This window comes from Rhizobium subbaraonis (assembly GCF_900220975.1).
Lineage (GTDB): Bacteria > Pseudomonadota > Alphaproteobacteria > Rhizobiales > Rhizobiaceae > Mycoplana > Mycoplana subbaraonis.
In genome coordinates this window covers 35,470-60,716 of record NZ_OBQD01000025.1, presented here as the reverse complement: position 1 = coordinate 60,716, position 25,247 = coordinate 35,470, and the positions used below count along the sequence as shown (strand labels likewise).

Annotated in this window: 21 protein-coding genes; 7 read left to right on the top strand and 14 right to left on the bottom strand. The window is 61.6% G+C overall.

Going from position 1 to position 25,247, the window contains the following annotated elements:
- Nucleotides 1-102 precede the first annotated feature (102 nt).
- On the top strand, nucleotides 103-564 hold the full coding sequence (locus CRO48_RS27000; protein ID WP_210202029.1) for a universal stress protein: 462 nt from the start codon (nucleotides 103-105) through the stop codon (nucleotides 562-564).
- 32 nt (nucleotides 565-596) lie between these two features.
- Here CRO48_RS27000 and CRO48_RS26995 read toward each other — a convergent pair whose 3' ends face one another.
- Nucleotides 597-3,443: a cation-translocating P-type ATPase gene (locus CRO48_RS26995; protein WP_035224632.1), complete on the bottom strand. Its 2,847-nt coding sequence runs from the start codon at nucleotides 3,441-3,443 to the stop codon at nucleotides 597-599.
- Between the two features lie 152 nt (nucleotides 3,444-3,595).
- Nucleotides 3,596-5,953: a phosphoketolase family protein gene (locus CRO48_RS26990; protein WP_035224630.1), complete on the bottom strand. Its 2,358-nt coding sequence runs from the start codon at nucleotides 5,951-5,953 to the stop codon at nucleotides 3,596-3,598.
- Nucleotides 5,954-7,290: 1,337 nt separating this feature from the next.
- Between CRO48_RS26990 and CRO48_RS26985 the strand changes: the two genes are divergently transcribed.
- The 6 genes from CRO48_RS26985 (at nucleotide 7,291) to CRO48_RS26960 (ending at nucleotide 15,009) form a co-directional block, all read left to right on the top strand.
- On the top strand, nucleotides 7,291-7,740 hold the full coding sequence (locus CRO48_RS26985) for a phasin family protein (protein WP_097142806.1): 450 nt from the start codon (nucleotides 7,291-7,293) through the stop codon (nucleotides 7,738-7,740).
- Between the two features lie 3 nt (nucleotides 7,741-7,743).
- A complete protein-coding gene (gene phbB / locus CRO48_RS26980; protein ID WP_035224625.1) occupies nucleotides 7,744-8,490 on the top strand; it encodes an acetoacetyl-CoA reductase in 747 nt (248 codons plus the stop codon).
- A 78-nt stretch (nucleotides 8,491-8,568) separates the two neighbouring features.
- Complete coding sequence (locus CRO48_RS26975) at nucleotides 8,569-9,753, top strand: acetyl-CoA C-acetyltransferase (RefSeq protein ID WP_035224622.1); 1,185 nt, start codon at nucleotides 8,569-8,571, stop codon at nucleotides 9,751-9,753.
- A gap of 66 nt (nucleotides 9,754-9,819) precedes the next feature.
- Nucleotides 9,820-12,150 (top strand): DUF3141 domain-containing protein, encoded by a 2,331-nt coding sequence (locus tag CRO48_RS26970; RefSeq protein WP_080723203.1) that lies wholly within the window; start codon nucleotides 9,820-9,822, stop codon nucleotides 12,148-12,150.
- A 91-nt stretch (nucleotides 12,151-12,241) separates the two neighbouring features.
- A complete protein-coding gene (locus tag CRO48_RS26965; protein WP_035224716.1) occupies nucleotides 12,242-13,984 on the top strand; it encodes a PHA/PHB synthase family protein in 1,743 nt (580 codons plus the stop codon).
- A gap of 68 nt (nucleotides 13,985-14,052) precedes the next feature.
- A complete protein-coding gene (locus tag CRO48_RS26960; RefSeq protein ID WP_097142805.1) occupies nucleotides 14,053-15,009 on the top strand; it encodes a LysR family transcriptional regulator in 957 nt (318 codons plus the stop codon).
- Here CRO48_RS26960 and CRO48_RS26955 read toward each other — a convergent pair.
- The 12 genes from CRO48_RS26955 to CRO48_RS26900 form a co-directional block, all read right to left on the bottom strand.
- Nucleotides 15,006-15,227: a DUF2274 domain-containing protein gene (locus CRO48_RS26955; RefSeq protein WP_035224620.1), complete on the bottom strand. Its 222-nt coding sequence runs from the start codon at nucleotides 15,225-15,227 to the stop codon at nucleotides 15,006-15,008. The two genes, CRO48_RS26960 and CRO48_RS26955, sit on opposite strands and share 4 nt — an antisense overlap.
- 2 nt (nucleotides 15,228-15,229) lie before the next feature.
- Nucleotides 15,230-16,387 carry a TrbI/VirB10 family protein gene (locus CRO48_RS26950; RefSeq protein WP_035224618.1) on the bottom strand — a complete coding sequence of 386 codons (1,158 nt, stop codon included), beginning with the start codon at nucleotides 16,385-16,387 and terminating at the stop codon, nucleotides 15,230-15,232.
- Nucleotides 16,384-17,367, bottom strand: a complete 984-nt coding sequence (gene trbG / locus CRO48_RS26945) for a P-type conjugative transfer protein TrbG (protein ID WP_051796310.1) — start codon at nucleotides 17,365-17,367, stop codon at nucleotides 16,384-16,386. Before trbG ends, CRO48_RS26950 begins: the two co-directional genes overlap by 4 nt.
- A complete protein-coding gene (trbF, locus tag CRO48_RS26940) occupies nucleotides 17,364-18,053 on the bottom strand; it encodes a conjugal transfer protein TrbF (protein WP_035224616.1) in 690 nt (229 codons plus the stop codon). The genes trbG and trbF overlap by 4 nt, the downstream gene beginning before the upstream one ends.
- The gene (gene trbL / locus CRO48_RS26935) at nucleotides 18,050-19,411 is read right to left on the bottom strand and encodes a P-type conjugative transfer protein TrbL (protein ID WP_035224613.1); all 1,362 of its coding nucleotides are present in this window, start codon (nucleotides 19,409-19,411) and stop codon (nucleotides 18,050-18,052) included. The genes trbF and trbL overlap by 4 nt, the downstream gene beginning before the upstream one ends.
- 3 nt (nucleotides 19,412-19,414) lie before the next feature.
- Complete coding sequence (gene trbK-alt / locus CRO48_RS26930) at nucleotides 19,415-19,702, bottom strand: putative entry exclusion protein TrbK-alt (protein WP_035224611.1); 288 nt, start codon at nucleotides 19,700-19,702, stop codon at nucleotides 19,415-19,417.
- Nucleotides 19,703-19,723: 21 nt separating this feature from the next.
- The gene (trbJ, locus tag CRO48_RS26925; protein ID WP_035224607.1) at nucleotides 19,724-20,491 is read right to left on the bottom strand and encodes a P-type conjugative transfer protein TrbJ; all 768 of its coding nucleotides are present in this window, start codon (nucleotides 20,489-20,491) and stop codon (nucleotides 19,724-19,726) included.
- A complete protein-coding gene (trbE, locus tag CRO48_RS26920; protein WP_035224604.1) occupies nucleotides 20,488-22,944 on the bottom strand; it encodes a conjugal transfer protein TrbE in 2,457 nt (818 codons plus the stop codon). Before trbE ends, trbJ begins: the two co-directional genes overlap by 4 nt.
- Before the next feature lie 14 nt (nucleotides 22,945-22,958).
- Nucleotides 22,959-23,240, bottom strand: coding sequence for a VirB3 family type IV secretion system protein (locus CRO48_RS26915; RefSeq protein WP_035224601.1), 282 nt, complete (start codon nucleotides 23,238-23,240; stop codon nucleotides 22,959-22,961).
- Nucleotides 23,240-23,563, bottom strand: coding sequence for a TrbC/VirB2 family protein (locus CRO48_RS26910; protein WP_035224710.1), 324 nt, complete (start codon nucleotides 23,561-23,563; stop codon nucleotides 23,240-23,242). Before CRO48_RS26910 ends, CRO48_RS26915 begins: the two co-directional genes overlap by 1 nt.
- A gap of 83 nt (nucleotides 23,564-23,646) precedes the next feature.
- Nucleotides 23,647-24,627, bottom strand: coding sequence for a P-type conjugative transfer ATPase TrbB (gene trbB, locus CRO48_RS26905; protein ID WP_035224598.1), 981 nt, complete (start codon nucleotides 24,625-24,627; stop codon nucleotides 23,647-23,649).
- Between the two features lie 190 nt (nucleotides 24,628-24,817).
- The gene (locus CRO48_RS26900) at nucleotides 24,818-25,246 is read right to left on the bottom strand and encodes a hypothetical protein (RefSeq protein WP_035224596.1); all 429 of its coding nucleotides are present in this window, start codon (nucleotides 25,244-25,246) and stop codon (nucleotides 24,818-24,820) included.
- Nucleotide 25,247 lies beyond the last annotated feature (1 nt).

Below are 25,247 nucleotides of genomic sequence, written 5' to 3'. Positions count from 1 at the left end.
ATCAGCAGGCTGCAGCAATTGCTGCCGTGGAACTGGACACCCAAGACGCTGAGTGCTCAGGCGGCCTGACCTGCGGCCTTCGCCGGATGCTTACGGCTGCCCGTGCTCGTGGTGAAAAAGAAACCGGGCGACACGCGCGACCGGATTGTTGTCGCGATCGACCTGTCGCCCGCGGCATCGGGCGTGCTCGCGACCGCTGTAAGGTTTTTTCGACCCGAAAGCCTCGTGCTTTTCCATGCGATAGAGCCGACGTACAAAAACTGGGTCGATGACAAGGAGGCCTACAGCCGGCAGATCTCGAAGGAGGCCGTCAAGCAAGTCCGAAGCTTATCGGATGACTTCACACAACACGGTGGAGCTCGCGAGATTCAGATCGTCACGTTGGAAGGCGATCCTGTACAGCAGCTGGCCGCCTATGTCGATGACAACGACATTGATCTGGTGATCGCCGGCACGGAAGGAAGGCATCAGATCATGAACTTGTTTGTCGACAGCGTGGCAGGTCACAATCCCCATGAAGTTCAATGCGATATCATGATTGTTCCCAGGCATGCTCAGAACTGAAAACATGACACGCGTAACGCCCCGCCTGTTCTTTACGCGGCAACGACATTCGGCGGAGACTCGTTGTAACGCCGGCCGATCCACTTGCGAATTTCGCTGAACCACAGGACGCTGCTGCTCATCGCAATACAGAGCAACCACTGGTCCAGAGACAGCGGCAGAGTTCCGAAAGCAGTGTTCAAAATGCTCAAGTTGACGACGGTGATCTGAAGGATAACCGAGAAGCCCACCGCCGCCCAAAGCCATTTGTTCGTGAACAGATGGCTGAACGCGCTCCTTGTTTCGGATCGTGCATTGAAGCAGTTGAACAGCTGGGCGAAAACAAGCGCCGTGAAACCCGCAGTGCGCGCCTGCTCCAAGCTTTGCGTACCTTCGATCAGCCCCCCGGGCAGATGGATATCCATGGTTAGAAGCGTTGCCAGGGCCATTACGAGGCCGATCTCGGCGACACTCCTCCACATCCGCGCGTCGATCGCATGTTCGTCGGACTTGCGTGGCGGTCGCGCCATCGCGTCGTCAGTTTGCGGATCGATGCCCATGGCAAGAGCAGGGCCGGAGTCGGTGATCAGATTGATCCAGAGAATCTGCGTTGCCAGCAACGGCAGCACGAGTTCCCCGCTGCCGGCGCCGTCTAATCCAATAACGCCCGCGCCGATGACGCCGAGAAAGACGGTCAATACCTCGCCTATGTTGGAAGACAGCAGGTACCGTAGGAACTTGCGTATATTTTCGAAGATCGCGCGGCCTTCCCTCACAGCGTCGACGATCGTGGCAAAATTGTCGTCGGCCAGGATCATCCTGGCCGCCTCCTTGGTAACTTCGGTCCCGTTGATCCCCATGGCGATGCCGATATCGGCCGCCTTCAAGGCTGGCGCGTCGTTAACACCATCGCCCGTCATTGCAACTACATTGCCATCAGCCTGTAGAGCATCGACGATACGCAGCTTGTGCACCGGCGCCACGCGGGCATAGACCGAAACCGTACGGATCGCGGCCGCAAATGTGGTCTCGTCCATAGCATCGAGTTCGGCACCCGTCAGCGCCCGCGCGCCGTCATCGACGATCCCCAGCTGGGCGGCAATGCGCGATGCGGTGCGCGGATGGTCGCCGGTGATCATGATCACGCGTATTCCGGCTCGCCGGGCTTCCGAAATGGCGACCGCTGCTTCTTTCCGCGGCGGGTCGATGATCCCGACAGTGCCCGCGAAGATCAGGTCACGTTCGAGCCCCTCGCCCTCTTCCAACTCATCGACGTCCATGAGCGGGCGATAGGCGACCGCCAAGGTGCGCAGGGCTTCGTCGGACAGCCGTTCGACATCGGCAATGGCCCGCGCCCGCTGCCCGGCATCGAACGGGACGACATCCATGCCGACGCGTATAGACGTGCAATGCGTCATCAAAACATCGGGCGCTCCTTTGGTCACCACGATCCGCTGGCCGCCATGCTCATGGTCGAGCTCTATGGTCGACATCATCTTGCGATCCGAGGTGAATGGAATCTCGGCAACGCGTTCGAAGCGTTGCTTACGGCGGTCGTCGATCCCGAGCTTTCGCTCGCCAACCAGGAAAGCGGCTTCGGTCGGGTCGCCCTGAATTTCCCACACTCCGTTCTCCGTCTGACGCAGCGCGGCATTGCCGGCCATGCTGCCACCGCTGAGAACGACGATCTGCTCAGCGCGTGCGGGACCCTGGGGGCCGCCTTCACCGCTCTCGACCTCCAGCTTGCCAATCGGCACATATCCTACGCCGGTGAAACGGCTGTTGCCGGATGCCGTCATAATGCGCTCGATGGTCATCTCGGACCGTGTCAGCGTTCCGGTCTTGTCCGAGCAGATGACCGAGGCCGAGCCGAGCGTCTCGACCGATGACAACGTCTTGACCACGGCGTTGCGCTTTGCCATGCGCTGGACGCCGATCGCCAGAACCAGAGACAGAATGGCGGGGAGGCCCTCCGGGACGGCCGCGACGGCCAGCGACACACCCATCAGTAACACCGAAATAACATCTGACGGACCATCGATGTCGGATAACAGCAGCACTGTTGCCACCACGATGACAGCGATGGCGACAACGGCAGTCCCAAGCGCGCGACCTACACGCTCAACCTCTTTCTGCAGGGGGGTCGCGTCTTCCTTGCTGGCATCGAGCATATGCGCAATGGCACCGATTTCCGTCCGCATTCCCGTTCCGGTGACGACAGCACGGCCGGTTCCCTGGACCACCGCGGTGCCTCTGAAGACCATGCCGAACCGCTCCGCCAGAGGCGAAGGGCTCTGTAGAACGGCCGCATCCTTGAGAACGGCTTCGCTTTCCCCAGTCAGCGAAGCTTCCTGTACGCGAAGGTTTGCGGTGCTAATCAACCTTCCGTCGGCGCCAACTGCGTCGCCCTCCTCGAGCAGAAGGATGTCGCCAGGCACGAGTTCTCCGCTTGGAATGCGCGTTCGTTCGCCGTCTCTCAAAACCGAGGAACTGGCGGCGGTCATCCGCGCGAGCGCGGCAACGGCGTCGGCGGCTCTGGCTTCCTGCACGAAGCCAATGGTGGCATTCGCCAGGACCACCATAAGGATAACGATCGCATCGATGGGCCATCCTTCTCGGCCATCGATAACCCAAGCAATCAGGGCAATGACAATCGCGCCAAGCAACAGATGGACGAGCGGATCCTGAAATTGCGAGAGCAAGCGCCGCCAAAGGGGGATCGGCGCTACTGCCCGCAGTTCGTTCCCGCCATATTCTAAAAGTCGCTTTGCCGCTTCCGTGGAAGTCAGACCGCGCTGAGAGTCGCTGGCGAAATGATTTACGACTTCCTCCGTGGCGCGTAGCGAATAGTCGTCCGGCGTCGCTGACACCAATTCACGACGGCTTTCTTCGCCCTTCATTCCACAATCCTGTCCTGCGACCTGTGTATGGTCTGCGTCCGCGTCAAAACAGCCTGGGCGGTGGCAGTGGACCAAGCGCAACCAGACCCGCCCAGGAGAAGTTAAAAAGCCATCTTAACTGGCAGAACCATCGTTACGACAGATGGGTGCCATCAGGGCTGAGAGTCAGGCCACTTCCAGTTTTGAATTTCTGGCATATCCTCACCATGTTCGTAGACGTAGGCCTTGTGAAGCGCGAGTTTATCGCGGAACTCTGCGGCAATCTTCGCACCTTTGTCCTTCAGGACAGGGAGCCGATCGATTGCCTCGATCGCCAGATGAAAGCGGTCCAGTTCGTTCAAAACGGCCATGTCAAAGGGCGTCGTGGTGGTCCCCTCTTCGATAAAGCCGCGCACATGGAAATTTGGATGGTTGGCGCGTTTGTAGACAAGGCGATGGATCAGGTAGGGATAACCGTGATACGCAAAGACCACCGGTCGGTCGCGTGTGAAGATGCTGTCGAACTTCTCGTTAGAAATACCATGCGGGTGGTGTTGCGGCGATTGCAGCGCCATCAGGTCCACGACGTTCACGACTCGGATTCGCAGATGTGGCAGAGCCTGCCGCAAGAGGTCGACAGCGGCGAGCGTTTCCATGGTCGGCACGTCGCCGGCGCAGGCCATCACGATGTCTGGCTCTAATCCGTCCTCGGTTCCAGCCCAGTCCCAGATGCCAAGGCCCGCCTCGCAGTGCTGCTCGGCCTCCGCCATGGTCAACCATTGAGGCGCGGGCTGTTTGCCGGCGACAATGACATTCACCCGATCCCACGTCTTGAGGCAATGATCGCCGACCCACAACAGGGTATTCGCATCCGGGGGCAGATAGACGCGGACGATGTCGGCGCTTTTGTTTGCGACGAGATCGATGAAGCCGGGATCCTGATGACTGAACCCGTTATGATCCTGCCGCCAGACATGAGAAGTCAGAAGGTAGTTCAGCGAGGAGATCGGCTTGCGCCATTCCAATTCCCGCGAAACCTTCAGCCATTTGGCGTGCTGGTTGAACATGGAGTCCACAATGTGGATGAACGCCTCGTAGCAAGAGAAGAACCCGTGACGGCCAGTGAGCAGGTAGCCTTCAAGCCATCCCTGGCACAAATGCTCGGACAGCACTTCCATAACGCGCCCGTCGGGCGACAGATGATCGTCAGTTTCGAGTGTTTCGGCCATCCAGACCCGGTCCGTCGCCTCGAACACGCTGCCGAGCCGGTTGGAAGCCGTCTCGTCCGGCCCGAACACACGGAAGTTCCGCTCGTCATCGTTGAGCCGTAGGACGTCGCGCAGATAGTCGCCGAGAACTTTCGTCGCCTGCGCTTCCGTCGCGCCGGGCCGGCCGACCTCCACGGCATAGCTGCGGAAGTTGGGTGTACGCAGTTCCTTGCGCAGAAGGCCGCCGTTGGCATGCGGATTGGCGCCCATGCGCCGCGGACCCTTCGGTGCCAGGGCCTTGAGCTCTGCCTTCAGTGCGCCCCTTTCATCGAACAAGTCCTCCGGGCCGTAGCTCCGCAGCCACCCCTCGAGGATAGCACGGTGTCCTTCGTCCTCGCGGCAATTCGCGACCGGCACCTGATGAGAGCGCCAGTGGTTCTCCACCATCTTGCCGTCCACGACCTTAGGTCCTGTCCAGCCCTTGGGGCTGCGCAGAATGATCATAGGCCACTGCGGGCGCATCGATGCTGAGGACGCGTTCCCTCGGATTGCTGCGAGCCGGTCAAAGACGGTATCGAGCACTCCGGCCATCTGCTGATGCATTTCAGCGGGCTCGCTACCCTCGACAAAGAACGGCTCATAGCCGTAGCCGATGAAAAGATGCTTCAACTCGTCGTCGGAAAGCCGCGCAAGAACGGTTGGGTTGGCGATCTTGTAGCCGTTGAGATGCAGGATCGGCAGAACCGCGCCGTCGCGGGCTGGATTAACGAACTTGTTGGAATGCCATGCGGTCGCGAGCGGGCCAGTTTCCGCCTCGCCGTCGCCCACCACACAGGCTACAATCAGATCGGGATTGTCGAGCGCAGCTCCATAGGCATGAACAAGGGCATAGCCCAGCTCTCCGCCTTCATGGATCGAGCCTGGCGTCTCTGGCGCAACGTGGCTTGGAACGCCGCCCGGGAACGAGAACTGCTTGAACAGCCGTCTCATTCCCGATTCGTCATCACCGATCTCGGGATAGGTTTCGGAATAGACGCCTTCCAGCCAGGTGTTCGCAACCATGCCAGGGCCGCCGTGCCCAGGCCCGCAGACATAAAGGATGTCCGCGTCGCGCTCTGTTATGATCCGATTCAAGTGCGCATAGATGAAGTTGAGCCCGGGAGTCGTCCCCCAATGTCCAAGGAGGCGCGGCTTGACATGCTCCGGTTTCAGCGGTTCGCGGAGCAACGGATTGTCCATCAGATAAATCTGGCCAACGGATAAATAATTGGCCGCACGCCAGTAGCGATCAATTAGCGATAAGTTTCTGTTGTCAAGCGACATAATGTTCCTTGTTACATCCACATTGCTAAGCGCGAGAACTGGAAACGATCTGCGCAAACATCACTGGCGATACAATCCGCAAGTGAACGACCGACCGCACGGTATAGCTCTAATACTCGACGGTCAACGGCTGATGACGATAGCTGAGCTGTGGGCATGTCGCCTGATATTGGCCTCGCGCTCCGGAGTCGAAATCAACAGCATCGGATATTTGGGGGCGGTTAGTCGGTCCTTCCTTCGCACCGAACGCCCGTCAGGTTTCATTCCCTGAGTGCAACCCTCCCAGTCGCCAGAAAGAGGCTGGAAATCATCGCGGCAGCGGCGCTGATGAACAGAGGTCCCCGCCAGTCTGAGACATAACCGGAGACCCATTGCCGCAGAGCATCGATAACACGCGATAAACCGCTGCACGGCCGCTGAAACTACGGTGCTTTAAGCCGACGGACGTCTTCAGTTTCCACAATTCTGACGATCTGAATGTCCCCTGCTGATTTCCTCTTCCCCTCAAGGCAAACAGCAAGGTCACCTATGCCTCTCCGCAACGCGCTACCGCCAGCGAGATCTCGTCGAGCGCTTTTCCAATCGCATCAAAAGTTTTGGACGATCGCAACCAAGCACAACAGGCACGCACAAAACCACCTTGCCGCGATCAAGCTCGTAGAAGGTCGTAGCTAGCGTCAAACGTAACGGGTCGATGGATTACGCGGTCAACTCCGCGGAAATGTTCGTTGGTCCGCCGCGATCCCGGGTCGACGGCACCCGATGCGCAAGCGGTCATTGTTTTTAACGCTATTGACAAGCCGAACAAGATTTACATATGGTTCGCCTACTGTCATCAGCTGATGATTGAGTCGTCAACGGTTGATGTTAAAGAACTATCTCTAGTTTATCGAAAGTATATTCTAGAAATACCCTAGATTCTGGAGTCATACATGAGCGTCAAAGCGATGAATTTTAGAGCAATACCCGCAATACGGCGAATAATACAAATCTTATAGTCTAAAACAAACATAGAACTTCTGTTGCCGGTTCGAGACCGCCGGCGCTGTAGACTTAGGTCTGTTTCTGGACCGTTTGGAGGAGCTTGTGGGCATCCCCTGATCCGGACTGGTACACGCTAACCGCTGATCTCTGTCACAATCTCCGCGAGAAGCAGGTTTGCCAGGAACCAAATTCAGGTCCAACCGAAAGATCACGCGACAACTCGTCTCATATGCCTTGCCGCAGCGTTCTTTTCTCGGCTGCGCCGATGCGCGATGCAAGCGACTCCGCCGGGCCATTGAAGCGATGGTCTAAAATCCCGCCCCCGGGCAAATCCAAAACGAAGGAAGATTGCTATGAGTGTCGACGTTGTGCCCCTTAACCTGCACAAAGCCAACCTTGAATTGCAGATTCAGATCAACCGCCTCCTCCAGGAGGGCGGCAAGCGGTGGGTCGATGTTGCTTGCCAGGCAAGCGCCGAAGGCATCGCCGAGGTCAAGGCCGAGATCGAAGGCCTTCGCAAAGCCGAGAACTGGCAAAGCCTCGCGACACTGCCAGGCGAATCGTTCTGGCGGCAGTTGCAGCAGCGTGTCGGAGATACGCAGGAGCTTACCCAAGTCGCGATCAGCAATCAGGCGGCGTTCACCAGTGGCCTCCAGGAGGCGATCGAAACCTGGCAAAAAGCTGTCAGCGAGACTGTGGGCGGCGTGGGTTCGGCGCAACCGATGCGGGACATCTTCAAGCAGTGGGCCAACCTCTGGCCTGTTCCGGGCGTGAAGACTTCTGACAAATCCGGTGGCGCGTGAACGATGTCGACTGAACCAAGGACTGCTTTGGTGACCGGCGGCATGGGAGGCCTGGGCGAGGCAATCGCCCGGGCTCTACACGACGCAGGCCACAAGGTGCTCGTGACCCATGCACGCGCCGAGGATTCCGCACGCGAATGGCTCTCCGCCGAGAAAGCCAAAGGCTACAGTTTCATTTCCTACGACGTGAATGTCGCCGATTTCAAGTCATGCCTGCGCATGGCCGAGCGCATCAGCGCCGACGGCCATCAGGTCGACATTCTCGTCAACAACGCGGGCATCACCCGCGACGCCACGTTCCGCAAGCTCGAGAAGGAAAACTGGGACGCGGTCCTGCGGGTCAATCTCGACTCCGTGTTCAATGTTACCAAGCCGCTCATCGACGGTATGCTCGAACGCGGCTGGGGGCGGATCATCAATATCTCGTCGATCAACGGGAGCAAAGGCCAGTTCGGGCAAACTAACTACTCTGCCGCGAAGGCAGGTATGCATGGCTTCACCAAGGCGTTGGCTCAGGAAGTTGCCAGGAAGGGAATTACCGTCAACACGGTCTCGCCCGGCTATCTCGCCACCAAGATGGTGACAGCGGTCCCCGAGGATGTGCTCGCCAAGATCGTCGGCGCCATCCCGGTCGGGCGCCTCGGTGAACCCGACGAAATCGCGGCGCTCGTCGCCTTCGTCGCCAGTGACACGGCAGCCTACATGACCGGCAGCAATCTTTCAATGAACGGCGGTCAGCACATGTACTGACGCCGCGCCGGCACCCACGGGGCATAGGTCTCGCGTCGTCCCGTGTACACCGCCGACTTTCAAGGAGTTGAGTTGAAAATGAGCAAAGATGTCGCCGTTTTGGCAGCTACACGAACGGCCATTGGTGCCTTTCAGGGCAGCCTTTCCATCCTTCCGGCTTCGGATCTGGGTGCCGCACTGATCCGCAGCGTTCTCGAGCAGACCGGAATTGCCTCGGAAGAAATCGATGAGGTCATTCTCGGACAGGTCGTCTCGGCCGGAAGCGGGCAGAATCCTGCGCGTCAGGCGACCGTCAGCGCTGGCCTCCCCCATGCCGTGCCAGCGCTCACCCTGAACAAGGTCTGCGGTTCCGGCCTCAAGGCGGTCCATCTCGCGGCTCAGTCGATCCGCGCCGGAGACGCTAATCTTGTCCTGGCCGGCGGCCAAGAGAACATGTCGCTTGCTCCCTATTTGCTGCCCAAGGCACGCACGGGGCTTCGGCTCGGCCACGCACAGGTCGAGGACAGCCTGATCCGCGATGGTCTCTGGGACGCCTTTAACGACTATCATATGGGCATCACGGCCGAGAACCTCGCGGAACGCTATTCGATTACCCGTGAAGACCAGGATGCCTTCGCTGCCGCATCACAGGGCAAGGCCACCGAAGCGATCGCGACTGGCCACTTCAAGAATGAAATCTTCCCGATTAAAATTCCGCAGCGCAAAGGGGATCCGGTGGTATTCGACACCGATGAGCAGCCACGCGCGGACACGACAGCCGAAGGGCTTGCGAAACTCAAGCCGGCCTTCAAGAAGGACGGCACGGTCACCGCCGGTAATGCCTCGACGATCAACGATGGCGCCGCCCTGCTCGTTCTCGCAAGCGCCGCCAAGGCGAAGACCCTCGGGCTGCCCGTGCTGGGTTGGATCAGAGGATATTCCAGCGCCGGCGTCGATCCCGCCATCATGGGTATCGGCCCGGTCAGCGCCACGCAGCGCACGCTCAAGCGGGCCGGCTGGACCATCGACGATCTCGATCTCATCGAGGCCAACGAGGCTTTCGCGGCGCAGGCGCTGGCTGTGAACAAGGAGCTCGGCTGGGATACTTCGAAGGTCAACGTCAACGGCGGCTCGATCGCGCTCGGGCATCCCATCGGCGCCTCGGGCGCGCGCATCCTTGTGACGCTCATTCATGAGATGCAGCGACGTGGCGCGCGGAAAGGTCTGGCGACGCTGTGCATCGGGGGCGGACAGGGCGTGGCTCTGGCGCTGGAGGCGAACTGAACCGTCAGGCTAAGGCGCGAGCCTTCGTCCTGTCCTTGTCAAATGGCGATGCATCGGAGGGAACCCATGTCCGAGCCGACAACCTCAAAAACGCAATGGTCGAATTTGCATGGCGGTCCTTTGGCGCTGCTGCAAGCGGCCTATGCCTATGGGATCGATGCATGGCAGCGCGCGATCCTGTATGCGGATATTGAGAGACAGGTGGGCGACCAGTATCGCGACAAGCTGCGCGAAGGCAGTCCCGGCGTCCTCAACTTCCCCTTCGAATTCGTCATGTCGGGGGCGGACCTGCCGCGACCGACAAACTATGCGCTCGTGCGGATCATACCGCCCGCCGGCCAGGCGGCCGACGAGACGCGGCGCCCGTTCGTCGTCATCGACCCCCGCGCTGGACATGGGCCCGGCATCGGCGGTTTTAAGCCCGACAGCGAGATCGGCGCCGCGATCAAGGCAGGTCATCCGTGCTACTTCGTGGGCTTCCTGCCCGATCCAGTTCCCGGTCAGACCATCGAGGATGTCATGCGCACCTTCGCGGCCTTCGTCGAGCGGGTCGCCGGGTTGCATCCCGGAAGCGAGGGCAAGCCGGCGGTGATCGGAAATTGCCAGGCGGGCTGGCAATTGCTGATGGCGGCGGCGGTCTGGCCGGAGCTGTTCGGGCCGTTGATCGTGGCCGGCACGCCGTTGTCCTACTGGGCGGGCGACAATCCGATGCGCTATGCCGGCGGCCTGCTCGGCGGGAGCTGGCTCACCGCGCTGACGAGCGATATCGGCGCCGGTCGTTTCGATGGGGCGTGGCTCGTAGAGAACTTCGAAAACCTTGATCCTGCCAACACTCTGTGGTCGAAGCAATATAACGTCTACGCCAAGGCCGATACTGAAGCAGAACGCTATATCGACTTCGAGAAATACTGGGGCGGCTACGTCTTCCTGAACGATGTCGAGATGCAATACATCGTCGACAACCTGTTTGTTGGCAACAAGCTCTCCACCGCGCAGCTCATGACCTCCGACGGATTGCGCATCGACCTTCGCAACATCCGCTCGCCGATCGTCGTCTTCTGCTCCTATGGCGACAACATCACCCCGCCACCGCAGGCGCTAGGCTGGATCACCGACCTTTATCGAAGCGACGAAGAGGTGCTCAGCCACGACCAGACCATCCTCTACACTACGCATGACAGCATCGGACATCTCGGAATTTTCGTATCGAGTAGCGTCGGCCAGAAGGAGCACCGCAAGTTCGCGAGCATGATTGATCAGATCGACCTTTTTCCGGCTGGCATCTTTCGGGCGAGCGTGGACACGACACCCGAAGGCGCTCGCAACTTCGCGGATCCCTACCTGATGTCGATCAGGCGCAGCAGCGTCGAGGAGGTTCGCGATATCGTCCGCCCGGATCCCGAATCGGACCGCCGCTTCGCCGCGGCAGCACGGGTCTCCGACATCAACGTCGCTTTGTACCGCAATACGCTGCAACCTTGGATACGGGCGTTTTCGACATCCTATTCCGCCCGATGGATGCAGGCGCTTCATCCACTACGGGCATCGTTCGAACTGTGGTCGAGTGACCATCCATTGGCAAGCACGGTCAGCGAGCTCGCATCCGAGGTTCGCCAGAACCGTCAGTTGGCACCGTCCGACAATCCGTTTCTTGTCATGGAACAGGATGTGTCGCGTGCGGTCGAGCATTTTCTGGATCGATATCGCGACCACCGAGACCAGATCTACGCGATGTGGTTCGGTGTCCTTTACGGCTCGCCTGGGCTCAAGGCTCTCGCCGGTCAGACGCTCGACGATGATCAGCCGGCCCGCCCTCATCCGGGGGACACGCCGGAGCACCACGAGATGGTCGGTCGGACGATTGCCCGCCTGGATGCTCGGCTCAATGAAGGCGGGTTGCCAGAAGCAGCGCTACGCGCCCTGTTCTACGTGCTTGATAGGCGCGGCGGGATTGACGAGCGCCACTATCACCACGCTGCTCGCTTCCGGGAGAAGGATGTGGTTACCGGTTACGATGCCGGATCCTTCCGGTTTCTCGTGCGCGAGCAGGCGCTGTTGCTTGCCTATAAGGGCAATGCGGCGGTCGAGGCGCTTCCTGCCCTGCTCGATGGGGCAGACGCCGACGAAATCGACAGGGTTTCGATGGTTATTTCGGAACTGGCATATGCTGGTGGCGAAACGCTCGCGATTGCGGGCGATGCGGCCCTTAAGCGCGTGACGCAAATGTTTGTGTATGCCGCGGAGAAAGCCCGGCAGGCAAAGGCGGTTGCAACGGAACCAGCGTCGGCAACGGGTTCGGAACCTGCCGCACCTTCCGCCCCGATGACGCGCGCGCCGACCACCGCCACATCGGAGGCGAAATACCCTTCGAAGCGTGGACGCCCCCGGAAAACGTGACCTGATATCTGGGCCGGCCTTAACTCTGGCCATGAACCAAGATGGTTACAAGGCCCCGCTGATAGCCGCGGCGCCAGTGGAAGTGATTGGCATGGAATCGGAAAAAGAAGAAAAGTCGAGCAGGGAAGTGGACGAAGAAGCGCACGCAGCATGGTCGCGTGCATGGTCTTCGATTTCGCCGGAATCGCCCTTGCTCGCGTGGATGGACTGGGCAAGCCATCTCGCGACAAGTCCGGGCAAGCGCGCCGAACTCTCGCGATTGGCGCTCGATCAACTGGAGCGAATCCAGACGATCATCACGGCAGGTCTTTCCCAAGGCAACGATGGTCCGAGTGCTGGTGCCGTGCCACAATTGTCAGACCGACGCTTTGCCGATCCCTCATGGGGCCAATGGCCCTTCAATCTGTTCGGCCAGTCGTTCGAGATGCAGCGCCGCTGGTGGGAGGAAGCCACGCGCGACGTCTGGGGCGTGGACCCGCATCATCAGCGCCTCGTCGCCTTCGGTGTGCAGCAATGGATGGAGATGTTCTCTCCCAGCAATCTCGCGCCGCTCAATCCGGTCGTCATCAGGAAAAGCCTCGATGAGAACGGAGCCAATCTGGCGCGCGGCTTGTCCAACCTATTCGACGACATCGCACGGCGAATGGCCAATCAGCCCCCGGCAGGAACGGAGAATTTTGTCGTCGGCAAGGACGTAGCCGCAACGCCGGGCAAGGTCGTGTTCAGGAACCGGCTAATCGAGCTGATCCAGTACGAGCCGACAACGGAAATGGTCCATCCGGAACCTATCCTCATCGTTCCAGCGTGGATTATGAAGTACTACATTCTTGATCTGTCGCCCCGCAATTCCCTGATCCGCTACCTTGTCGATCAGGGATTCACCGTCTTCTGCATCTCCTGGAAGAACCCGGATGCCGGAGACCGTGACATGGGCATGGCCGAGTATCTCGACCTTGGTTTCCACGCCGCTCTCTCGACCGTCAACACAATTGCGGCCGGAGCGAGAGTGCATGCGGCCGGCTATTGCCTCGGCGGAACGCTCCTTTCCATCGCCGCAGCCGCCATGGCCCGCGACCTTGACGACAGGCTGGCCTCCGTAAGCCTGCTCGCGGCCCAGACCGACTTTAGTGAACCGGGCGAACTCGGTCTTCTTATCGACGAAAGCCAGATCGCCCTTCTCGAAGCGCAGATGGCCGAGGTGGGCTACCTGCACGCCGAGCAGATGACAGCCGCCTTCCAGTTGCTTCGCTCATACGACCTATTCTGGTCGCGTATCGTCAATGAGTATTTCCTAGGTGAACGCAGGCCGATGAACGACTTGATGGCTTGGAACGCCGATGGAACCCGCCTTCCCGCCATGATGCACTCACAGTATCTGCGCCGGCTCTATCTTCAAAATGACTTGGCATCCGGTCGCTATCAGGTCGGAGGGCGGCCGATTTCCCTTGGAGATATCAGTCTCCCCATATTCTGTGTCGGCACAATCACCGACCACGTTGCGCCTTGGCGCTCTGTCTACAAACTGCATCTTCTTACACCGACGGAGGTCACCTTCGCTCTGACGAATGGAGGTCACAATGCAGGAATCGTCAGTGAGCCGGGCCGCACGCGGCGCCAGTATCAGATCAGTAGGCGAGCGCGCGGCGACACCTATGTCTCTCCCGACGATTGGGTGGAGAAAACGCCCGTCAAGCCAGGATCGTGGTGGCCGGAATGGGCGGATTGGATGGCCGAGAGGTCTCAAGCGCGAGACGCATCCGCGCGACACTTGAATGCCAGCACGGTCATTACGCCGCTTGCAGACGCCCCAGGCGACTACATTAGAATGCCATAATATCACGAATCGCTCGTAATAACGTCAAATAACACATCGCCACTACAATTAAATAGAATATAGGATACATGGCCAATAAGATCAAAAAATCTCATGCATCTTGGATCATTGAAATTCGTCATTTGCGTTACTTCATTGCGTCAGCGGAGCAAGGAAGTTTTCGAAAGGCGAGTAAAGCGCTAAAAATACAGGAATCAACAATGAGCAGGTGCGTCCGTGATCTGGAAGATCATATAGGGACGTCACTATTTCACCGTCATAATTTTGGCGTCACCCTCACGTTCGCGGGAGAGCGATTTCTGCCTCAAGCACGCAGAGTGCTTCGATTCATTCAGCAGAGCATCGAGGATTTAGGTAATATCGGGCGCGTGGAGAATGGGCGTCTGAGGATAGGAATATTCTCGTCGATCGCATCGGGATTTCTGGCCGAACTGTTCAGTGCCTACGACAAGAGCCACGCCAAAGTTAAAATAGAGTTCGTCGAAGGCCACCCTAACCAACACGTTACCGCTATCCGCAAGTTCGATATGGACGTTGCTTTTCTTACGGGCACCCAGGATTGGCCTGAGTGCGGGACCACTCATTTCTGGTCGGAGCGCGTTTTTGCAGTCTTGCCGGTGGGACATAACCTTTCAGGACGAGAGATTTTGGAATGGCCTGACTTGGTATTCGAATCGTTTGTAGTAAGCGATGCGGCTCCCGGCCCAGAGATACGGGATCATCTGGTACGGCGGTTGGCAACTCTTGGCTATCATCCAGATATTCAGGCGCAATATGTAGGTCGAGACAATCTCTTGTCTCTTGTGGCGATCGGGCAGGGATTGACGATCGTCAGCGAAGCGATGGTTGCCGCTCAGATGCCCGGTATCACCTATCGTCCAATCCTCGACGACATCCTTCCGTTCAGCGCGGTGTGGTCCAGGAGGAATGATAATCCAGCTCTACGACGCCTCCTCAGCATGGCCAGAAAAATGTCACGATCGTTTGTCCCATGCTTATCGATTGTTGGATACCTTCCGATCTAAGTAATATGACGCCGGAGCTTTGCGAAGGCGCGATCCGTCGCGATGAAGCGTTCCAGCATAGGAACGATCAGCTTTGCTGGATCTGAGACGGATTGGCCAGACACACGAGAGAGGATCTCGGCATAGGCAGTGAGGTCGCGGTGAAGCTGCGCAGGAAGCTCTATGGCCACCTTCACCGGCTTGTCGTCGGCCAGGGGACCGAGTTTGAGCTTTGTCATGTTCAACTCCTGTAGGGTTCGAGCACAAGATCGCGGGTAACGATGACCCTGACCGGGAAGCCGGGCCGGATGGTCAGTGTCGGTGCGACCTGCAACTGACGCTGGACGATCTGCTGTCCGGCCTGATTGATGGTGTCCTGCGCCCCGTCTCGGATGGCTCGGATCAGGCGGTCCTCGTCGTCGGTCGCAAGTTCGGTTCCGATGCCGAGTAGCGTGGACAGCCCGGCCGCCTTCATGAGATCCCACCAGTGATAATCGACGCCATCCTCAAGCCCGGCATAGCCCTGCGTGTCGGCGCCCGGCTGGCGTTCGAGGACCATAGATCGGCCGTTCGGAAAGATCAGGCGGCTCCAGACCAGCAGGACCCGTCTCTGGCCGAACTGCACATTGTTATCGTACTGGCCGATGATCCTCGTTCCCTGCGGGACGAGGAGACTGCGGCCGGTCGGGCTGTCGTAGATGTTTTCGGTCACCTGCGCGGTGATTTGGCCGGGAAGATCAGACCTTATGCCCGTGATGAGAGCTGCCGGGATAACCGCGCCGGCCTGGAGCACAAAGGGCGAAGCGGGAGCCATTACGCGATCCGACGAGGTTGTGCGACGGTCGACCGGCCCATTGAGGAAGGCGTTCTGTCGATCCTGGGCGGTTTGCTGACCTGCTTGACCCGCCAAGGCGGCGAGATCGACACCGGGAGTGCCCGGTGTGGTTAAACCTCCCGGCGCTGCCGGGATCGTGCCCGGCTGGGTCTGGAAGAAGACGCGCGACGTGCGCGCGGCCTCTTCCTCCGCAATGCGGCGTTGTTCGGCTTCGTCGACAGTCGGCGTCGTGATCGTCGGAGGTATGACGGGCTGGCCGCGAGTCTGCGCGTCGAGAATAGGTCGTCCGAGATCGCCCGGTAAGGGCGGGCCGAGAACGGGGCCGGTGTAGTCTCGCGGCAATCCGGCGAGACCATCCGCGGTCTGGCGGTTGGCGGTCGAGTAAAGCTCCTCTGCGTCGCGGCCGGCATTCCGGGTCTGAAGTGCGTAAATCAGCGCGCCGCCTATCCCGACCAGAGCGACGGCCGTGACGCTCGCGAGCACCTTGCGCGACAGTCGGGTGACGCGCGGCGGTTCGGCTCGCAGGCGCATCGGAGCGCTCGTATTGCTGTTTTCCTCGCTCATGATGCGGGCCTCCCGTCGGTACGGACAATCCTTACCGTTTGCTGCCGATCGCCACTTCCGAGGCGCAGTTCGGCCGCGCCGAACAGGCGATCAACGATCAGAATGTGTCGGTGGACGCGGGTGTTAACGATCTGGGCCTCCCCCTCCGGTCCGATCACGAAGATCGGCGGCATCTCGCCCTGGACGATGCCGCGAGGGAACTCGATGTAAACGCGACGTCCGTCGTCATAGACGGAAACGGGCCTCCAGGGCGGGTTGCCACCCCTCAGGCCGTAGCGGTAGTTGCGGGAGGCGACGGCTGGGATGACCGGCGTCGCCGGAACGGTCTGGCCCTGTCCGCCTCGTGGCTGCGGGTATGACCATGCCACCGAAGGCATGTAGGGTTTGGCGCCTGAGCGCAGCTCGATCATGTAGACGCGGCGGTCGGTCGTCACCACGAGGTTCGTCGATATGTCCACGCGACTGGGTTTCACGAGGATGTGGACACGCCGGGTCGTGCCGGCGCCGCTTTCGGTGTCGCCGATGATCCAGCGTGCGGTATCCCCGGCGGCGATCGGGCCGGCCCCGGTCAGGCTCTCGCCGGGCTCCAGCGCGATGTTCGTGATCTGCCCGGGAGCGGCATAGACCTGATAGAGCGCGCCTTCGGACCATGGGTAGACCTGGAGGGCGTTGAAATAGCCCTCCCGGCGCGGCTGCACCCGCGCTGCGGCGTTGGCGTTCTCGACGCGGGCCGTCGGCGTGGTGGCGGCCGTGCCGCCTTTCGCCGGTGTCCAGCCCGGAGGGATATGAATCGGGCGCGGCCGGTCGTCGGTCACAGCCACGGGCACGGCCGGCAACGCCGGCACATCGCGATCGTAGCTGATCTCCGGCGGCTTCTGTGGCGTCGCACAGCCGGCCAACGTAGTGGCGGAAAGAAGCAGAGCCGGAAGCACGGATTTACGGAAAGCCGGAATGGCGCAGTTGCGGAAAGCCGGCTTCATTGGCCCATCTCCCGCGACCAGTTGATGGCGTTGACGTAGATCCCCAGCGGATTGACCTTGATCCGCTCGGCGTCGCGCGGTGGCTGGATCACGATGGTCAGGATCGCTGTCCATCGCTGGGTCGTGGAGAGCTGGCCGTTCTCGAAATGCCGCTCTGTCCAGGCGACACGGAAGCTGTCGGGCGATGCGCGTATGACGCTGGAGACCTCGACGGCGATCTGCTGCTTGCCGACCTTTGTGAATGGGTCGTTGGCGCGGGCGTAGTCATTGAGTGCCGCCGCGCCGCGATCCGTCGTCCATTCGTATGCTCGAAGCCAGTTCTGCCGGACGATGATCGGGTCGGCCGGAATGCTCCGCGTCTGTTCGATAAAGCGCGCGAGGTGCCAGGCAACTTGTGGATCGGTCGGCCGGAAATCGGCGGTGGCGGGCGCGATCGCCTGCGCCTGCCCCAGATTGTCGACCTGAACGACCCATGGGACGACGGTTCCTCGCGCCGACTGATAGACCAGTGCGACGGCGAAGCCGGCCGACAGGATCAGCGAGCCGAAAGCCATGGTGCGCCAGTTCCTCGCCTGGACGCGGGCCGAGCCGATTCGCTCGTCCCAGACTTGCGCGGCCTTCTGGTAAGGCGTTTCCGGTTGCGGTGTCTTGCCGTAGTGAACGGCTGGCCTTTTGAAGAGATTCATGAACGGTCACTTTCAGAGAGATTGACGGAGGCACCGGACCCATGACCGTCGCCCGAGCGAACGGCGTGTGCGGCGGCACTGACGCCGTGGGAGACATGGCGGCCGCGCTTCATGCGCTGAGCCCATGCGGGGGGCTGGTCGGTTGTCGTCGCGGGCGCGACGGGAGAAGGCTCTGCCTCGCCGCCGACCGAGCCCATCGTGGACGTGCCGCCGGTGGCACTGAGCCCGGCGCGGGCGCCGTCGGAAAAACTGGATTTCATGCTCTCGGACGCGCGCGAGGCGGCGCGACGCAAGGGTGATGTGGCGCCTGAACCGGCCGCGCGTGCGACACCGCCGACGCCGGATGCCACGCCCGACGCACCGGATTGCCCCATGGAACCGAGCGTATAGGCTGACGATGCCGCCCCAGCGGCCGCTGCTCCGCCACGGGCGACCGCAGCCCCGCCGGAAAGGAGGGCTGCTCCTCCCTTTGCGGCGAGCATCGCACCGCCGCCAGCGGCGAGCGCAGCGCCGCCCACGGCGAGACCCGTGCCGACCGCGGCGCCTGCGCCAAGCTGCGGACCGCCGCTGACGAGGCCGGACGCGATACCGGGTCCAAAGATACCGAGGCCAACGAGCGAGAGCGCGGCGAGCACGACCGCCATTGCGTCGTCAATGCTTGGGGTCTGGCCACCGAACCCTTGGGTGAACTGGCTGAAGAGCGTCGAACCAATGCCGACGATGACGGCGAGGACGAGGACCTTGATGCCGCTGGAGATCACGTTGCCGAGCACGCGCTCGGCCATGAAGGCGGTTTTTCCAAACAAGCCGAACGGGATCAGAACAAAGCCGGCCAAGGTGGATAATTTGAACTCGATCAGCGTCACGAAGAGCTGCACGGACAGGATGAAGAAGGCGAGGATGACGAGCGCCCAGGCGAAAAGCAGGCAGGCGATCTGGATGAAATTCTCGAAGAACGCGATCCAGCCCATCAGGTCAGAGATGGATTCGAGTAATGGCCGGGCCGCGTCGAGGCCAGTCTGCGCGACCTTGCCGGGGCGAAGGAGATCCTGCGCGGTAAAGCCCGTGCCCGAGGCCTTCATACCGAGGCCGGAAAAGCTGTCGAAGACGATCTTGGCGAGGTTGTTCCAGTTGGAGATCAGATAGGCGAACACACCGACGAACAGCGTCTTCTTGACGAGACGTGCGATGATGTCGTCATCGGCGCCCCAGCTCCAGAACAGCGCCGCGAGTGTGACATCGATGACGATCAGCGTGGTCGCGATGAAGGTCACCTCGCCGCTGAGCAGGCCGAAGCCGCTGTCGATGTATTGAGTGAATGTCCCAAGAAAGCTGTCGATTACCCCTGAGCCGCCCATGGATCACCGCCTGTCGTCTGACGACGGCGATACAGGCGCAGCCGGACGGCCTAGGAAGCGATCACGTGTCTCGGCCCAGACGCGCAGGCATTCGCTGTCGCTCGCGGCCGTTGCCCCAAGCTGCTGGCACCGGCGCTGGCCCTCGCGCAGCGGATCGCGCGCGGGCTCGACGATAGGCGCCGACAGTCCCGCCGGCGCCTCGTCCTTGTGGGTCATCTCGACGACCGCCGCCGTGATGGCGATGGCGACGAAGACGACAGCGGCCAGCCGGGCCAGCATCTTGCTGTCCATGACGGTGCTCCTTTCTGGCCCTCAATTGCCGTTGAACATCCGCGCGCTGCCGGCCTGATAGCCGGAACCGGGCGTCAGGAAGCGGCGGCGCTGCTCACGCCCCTGCTCGGCGGCCGCGGTGCGCTCGGCCTCCGTCAGCGCGCCCGAACGGCCGTTGGCTGCGAGCAGCGCGACGAGATCCGAGAGTTGCTGCGACTGGAGGGCGAGGAGCTGGTTGCCGGCCTGTGTCGCCTGAAGCGCGCCGGTCGCGCCCTGGCTCTGGTTCACCAGTTCGCTCATCTGCGTGCGGTTGCTGTCGATGTTGCCGACGACGCCGGCCTGGACGCGCATCGCATCCTGCAGGCTTCCGACGGTGTTCTGCCAGCGGCTGCGCGCGGCGCTGACGAGCTGCTGATCGCTCGCCGACATCGAGACGCTGCCGTATTGCTGCTGGAACATCTGATCGATGTTCTGCACGTCGAAGGCGATGTTCTGCGCCTGCTTCAGGAGCTGCTGGGTCTTCTGAACATTCTGCTGAAGCGTCTGGAGCGAGGAGAACGGCAGGCTCGCGAGATTGCGCGCCTGGTTGATAAGCATGGTCGCTTCATTCTGAAGCGAGGTGATCTGATGGTTGATCTGCTCAAGCGTACGCGCGGCCGTCAGGACGTTCTGCGCGTAGTTGGTGGGGTCGTAGACAATCCTCCAGGCATAGGCGGGCGACATCGCAAGCGGCGACATCGCGAGCGGCATAGCCGCCAGCATGGACGCTGCGAGAACGGCAGAGGATTTGCGAAGACGACGGACGATCATGGCTGAAGCTCCTTTTCGGGCTGGGGGGTAAGCGGTTGAAAACCGGGAAGAAGATCGATGACCCAGCCGACGTCGCGGGCATCGAGCCATGCGGGGAGGAAGCCGTCGCGGCCGTGTTCGGCGACGAGGTTGGCGATCAGCGTCTGGTCGGATTTCGAGGATGCGGCGCAAAGCGCGAGGCCGAGTTCGGAAAGGCCGAGCTCGAACAGGCGATTTCCGCGGCGCGACTGGCAGTAGTAGTCCCGCTTCGGGGTCGCCCGCGCGAGGATCTCGATCTGGCGGTCGTTGAGGCCGAACCGCCTGTAGATCGCCGTGATCTGCGGTTCGATGGCGCGTTCGTTCGGCAACAGCAGCCGAGTCGGGCAGCTCTCGATGATCGCCGGCGCGATGTCCGAATTGTCGATATCGGACAGCGACTGCGTAGCGAAGATGACCGAGGCGTTCTTCTTTCTGAGTGTCTTCAGCCATTCGCGGAGCTGGCCGGCGAAGCCCTCGTCATCGAGGGCAAGCCATCCCTCGTCGATGATGAGCAAGGTCGGGCGGCCGTCCAGCCGGTCGCCGATGCGATGGAACAGGTAGGCGAGCACGGCGGGCGCGGCGCCCGTACCCACAAGGCCCTCGATCTCGAACGCCTGCACGTCGGCCGAGCCAAGATGTTCGGTCTCCGCGTCGAGCAGCCGTCCATAGGGGCCGCCGACGCAATAGGGACGAAGCGCCTGCTTGAGGTCGTTCGACTGGAGCAGGACGTTGAGGCCCGTGATCGTCCGCTCCTCGATCGGCGCGGATGCGAGCGAGGTCAGAGCGGTCCAGATGTGCTCCTTCGCCTCGGGTGTAATCGTGATGCCCTCGCGAGACAGGATCGCGACGATCCAGTCGGCGGCCCAGGCGCGCTCGTAGGTGTCGTGAATGCGGGCGAGCGGCTGGAGGGAGACCGAGACATCGGAGCCTTCGGTGAGGCCGCCACCAAGATCATGCCAGTCGCCGCCCATGGCGAGCGCGGCCGCCCGGATCGACCCGCCGAAATCGAACGCGAAAACCTGGCTGCGCGCGTAGCGGCGGAACTGCAACGCCATGAGGGCGAGCAGCACGGACTTGCCCGCGCCGGTCGGGCCGACCACCAGGGTATGGCCGACGTCGCCGACATGCAGAGACAACCGGAACGGGGTCGAGCCTTCGGTCTTGCCGTAAAGCAAGGGGGGCGCATCGAAGTGCTCGTCCCGTTCCGGCCCCGCCCACACGGCGCTCAGGGGGATCATGTGGGCGAGATTGAGTGTCGAGATCGGCGGCTGGCGGACATTGGCGTAGGCATGGCCCGGCAAGCTGCCGAGCCATGCGTCAACGGCGTTCACAGTCTCGATCATGGCCGTGAAGTCGCGACCCTGAATGACCTTCTCGACCAGCCGCAGTTTCTCGTCGGCAAGGCGCGCGTCGGCGTCGCAGACGGTGATGGTCGCCGTGACGTAGGCCAGCCCGGCCACGTCCGCGCCGAGCTCCTGCAGCGCGAGATCGGCGTCCGCCGCCTTGTTCGCCGCGTCGGTGTCCACGAGCACGGACTGCTCGTTCGTCATCACCTCTTTCAGGATCGCCGCAATGCTCTTGCGCTTGGCGAACCACTGCCGGCGGATCTTGGTCAGGAGTTTCGTCGCGTCGGTCTTGTCGAGCAGGATCGCGCGCGTCGACCAGCGATATGGAAAGGCCAGCCGGTTGAGGTCGTCGAGCAACCCGGGCGTCGTTGCCGTCGGGAACCCGATGATTGTGAGAATGCGCAGGTTCTGGTCGCCAAGGCGCGGTTCCAGCCCGCCGGTCAGCGGCTGGTCGGCCAGAAGCGCATCGAGGTAGACCGGGGTTTCGGGGACGCGGACGCGGTGACGCTTCGTCGAAATCGTCGAATGCAGGTAGGTCAGCGTCTCGCCGTCATCGAGCCAGCGGCAGGAGGGCATGAAGCCGTCGAGAAGCGCCAGCACGCGGTCGGTGCGGTCGGTAAAGGCGCGGAGGATCTCATGCGGATCGATGCCCGAACGGTCGCGTCCTTCGTACAGCCACGACTCGGTGCGCGCGGCTTCCTCCGCGGGCGGAAGAAACAGGAACGTCAGGAAGTAGCTGGAGACGAAATGGGCGCCCGCTTCCTCGAAGCCGGCCTTGCGCTCGGCATCGACCAGGCCGGAAGCCGGATCGGGAAAGCTGCTGTCCGGGTAGGTGTCGGCTTCGTGACGCTGCGCTTCGACGAAGATGCTCCAGCCCAAGCCCAGCCGACGGAAGGCGTTATTGATGCGGCTGGCGACGGCGACCAGTTCGGCCGCGACCGCGGAATCGAGATCGGGACCGCGAAACTTCGCGGTGCGCTGGAACGATCCGTCCTTGTTGAGCACGACGCCTGGAGCAACGAGCGCGACCCAGGGCAGATAGTCCGCAAGACGCGACGCTGAGCGGCGATATTCGGCAAGGTTCATCATCGGCACCGCCTCCCTCAGACCGCGAGGAAAGCCGGGATGCGCAGGTGTCTGCGGCCGACCTCGACAAAGAGCGGGTCACGGCGGGCGGCCCAGACTGCGATGAAATGGCCGATTGCCCAGATGGCGATCCCGACCAGCCAGAGCCGCAGGCCTAAGCCGACCGCTCCGGCCAGCGTGCCGTTCATGATGGCGATCGATCGCGGGGCGCCGCCGAGCAGGATGTGCTCGGTCAGAGCGCGGTGGACCGGCACCGTGTAACCCGGCACCTCGTCCAATTGTTCGAACGCGACCGCCATCAGACGAGCGCTCCGCCGCCAAAGGAGAAGAACGACAGGAAGAAGCTCGACGCGGCGAATGCGATCGAGAGGCCGAAGACGATCTGAATCAGCCTACGGAAGCCGCCGCTCGTATCGCCAAAGGCGAGCGCAAGGCCCGTCGCGATGATGATGATCACCGCGACGATCTTGGCGACCGGCCCTTCGATCGACTGGAGGATCTGCTGAAGGGGTTGCTCCCAGGGCATCGATGAGCCGGACGCATAGGCTGGCGGCATAGTGGCCAGCGTCATGATGGTGAGGAGCGCCGTCGACGCAGAAAGTCGCTTGTAAGCGCCGCGCATGATCGAGCCGGGCGGCGGCTCTCGATGGGCGGGGATCCTGGACAGGACGGGCGGATTGGTGACATCCGGAATGGCGGGCGAATTCATTCAGCTTCTCCGTTCGGGGTGGTTGCGGTGGTGATGCGGTAATCGCCGTCCGGACCGAGCCCTTCGACGCGTGCGAGCTCGGCCAGCCGGCGGGCGGAACCACGACCGGAGAGGACGGCGACGAGATCGATCGTCTCAGCGATCAGCGCGCGCGGGACGGTGACGACGGCTTCCTGGATGAGTTGCTCGAGGCGGCGCAGCGCGCCGATGCCGGAACCGGCGTGGATCGTGCCGATGCCGCCGGGGTGGCCGGTGCCCCACGCCTTGAGAAGGTCGAGGGCTTCGGAGCCCCGTACCTCGCCGATCGGAATACGATCGGGTCGCAGGCGCAGCGAGGAGCGGACGAGATCCGAGAGCGTCGCCACGCCGTCCTTCGTCCGCATCGAGACGAGGTTCGGCGCGGCGCATTGGAGCTCGCGTGTGTCTTCGATGATGACGACGCGATCGGCGCCTTTCGCCACTTCGGCCAGCAGTGCGTTCGTGAGTGTTGTCTTGCCCGTCGATGTGCCGCCCGCGACGAGGATGTTCGCGCGGGAATCGACTGCCAGTCGAAGGGCGGTGGCCTGATCGGCGGTCATGACGCCCGCCGCTACGTAGTCGTCGAGGGTGAAGACAGCGACGGCAGGCTTCCGGATGGCGAAAGCGGGCGACGAAACGACGGGAGGCAGCAAGCCTTCGAACCGTTCGCCGGTTTCGGGCAGTTCAGCAGAGACACGCGGGGAGCGCGCATGCACTTCGGCGCCGACATGGTGCGCGACGAGCCGCACGATGCGTTCGCCGTCAGCGGCCGTCATCGTCTCGCCGGTGTCGGCGAGCCCTTCAGAAAGCCGGTCGACCCAGATCCGGCCGTCCGGGTTCAGCATGACCTCGACCACCGCCGGCTCTTCCAGAAACCGCGCAATGGCGGGCCCAAGCGCGGTGCGCAACATGCGTGCACCGCGCTGGATCGCTTCCTGTCTCTGGTGAGTGGATGCCATTTCGTCCCCATGTTTCGTGGGGACGCAACAGATGATCCCCGGATCGGGGATGATTAAAAGAGCCCGGAATCAGGCCGTTTCAACAAGTTTCGGTCGTAGTAGTAGCGTAGCGTGCAAATACAGGAAAACGGCGGTCTCGCCACATCCTTGAACTTGTCCGCGCCACTACCAGATGCCGCGCGTGAGAAGATCACGGTCCCGATTCGAGGATATCCTCGGAGAGTTCCTGCCGTAGTTTCGGCCCCTGCGCCAAACGTCGACCCAGCGCCGTGATGAACGCTTCGTAACGCTCGCTGGACTTCGCCCGCGCCGCCTGCGCCGCCGGCTCCGGGAGGGCCGGCGTCGTGGTGATCCAGAAGCGGATGAACACCGCCAGCGTCTCGACTGCGATGCCGACATCGCGTTCGAGGCGTGTCATTCGACGATCGAGCTGGTCGAGGCGTTTTGAAACGATCGCCTCGCGCCGTTCGGCGTCGTCCGGGGAAAGGAAGGATGCGATGGCGGCCTCGGCGATCATGGACTGCGATTGCTCGCGCCTTGCTGCGAAATCCGCCAGCGTTTTCTCGATCTCGGGGTCGAGATAGATCGTGGCCTTTCTCTTTTTTCGGCTAACGGTCATG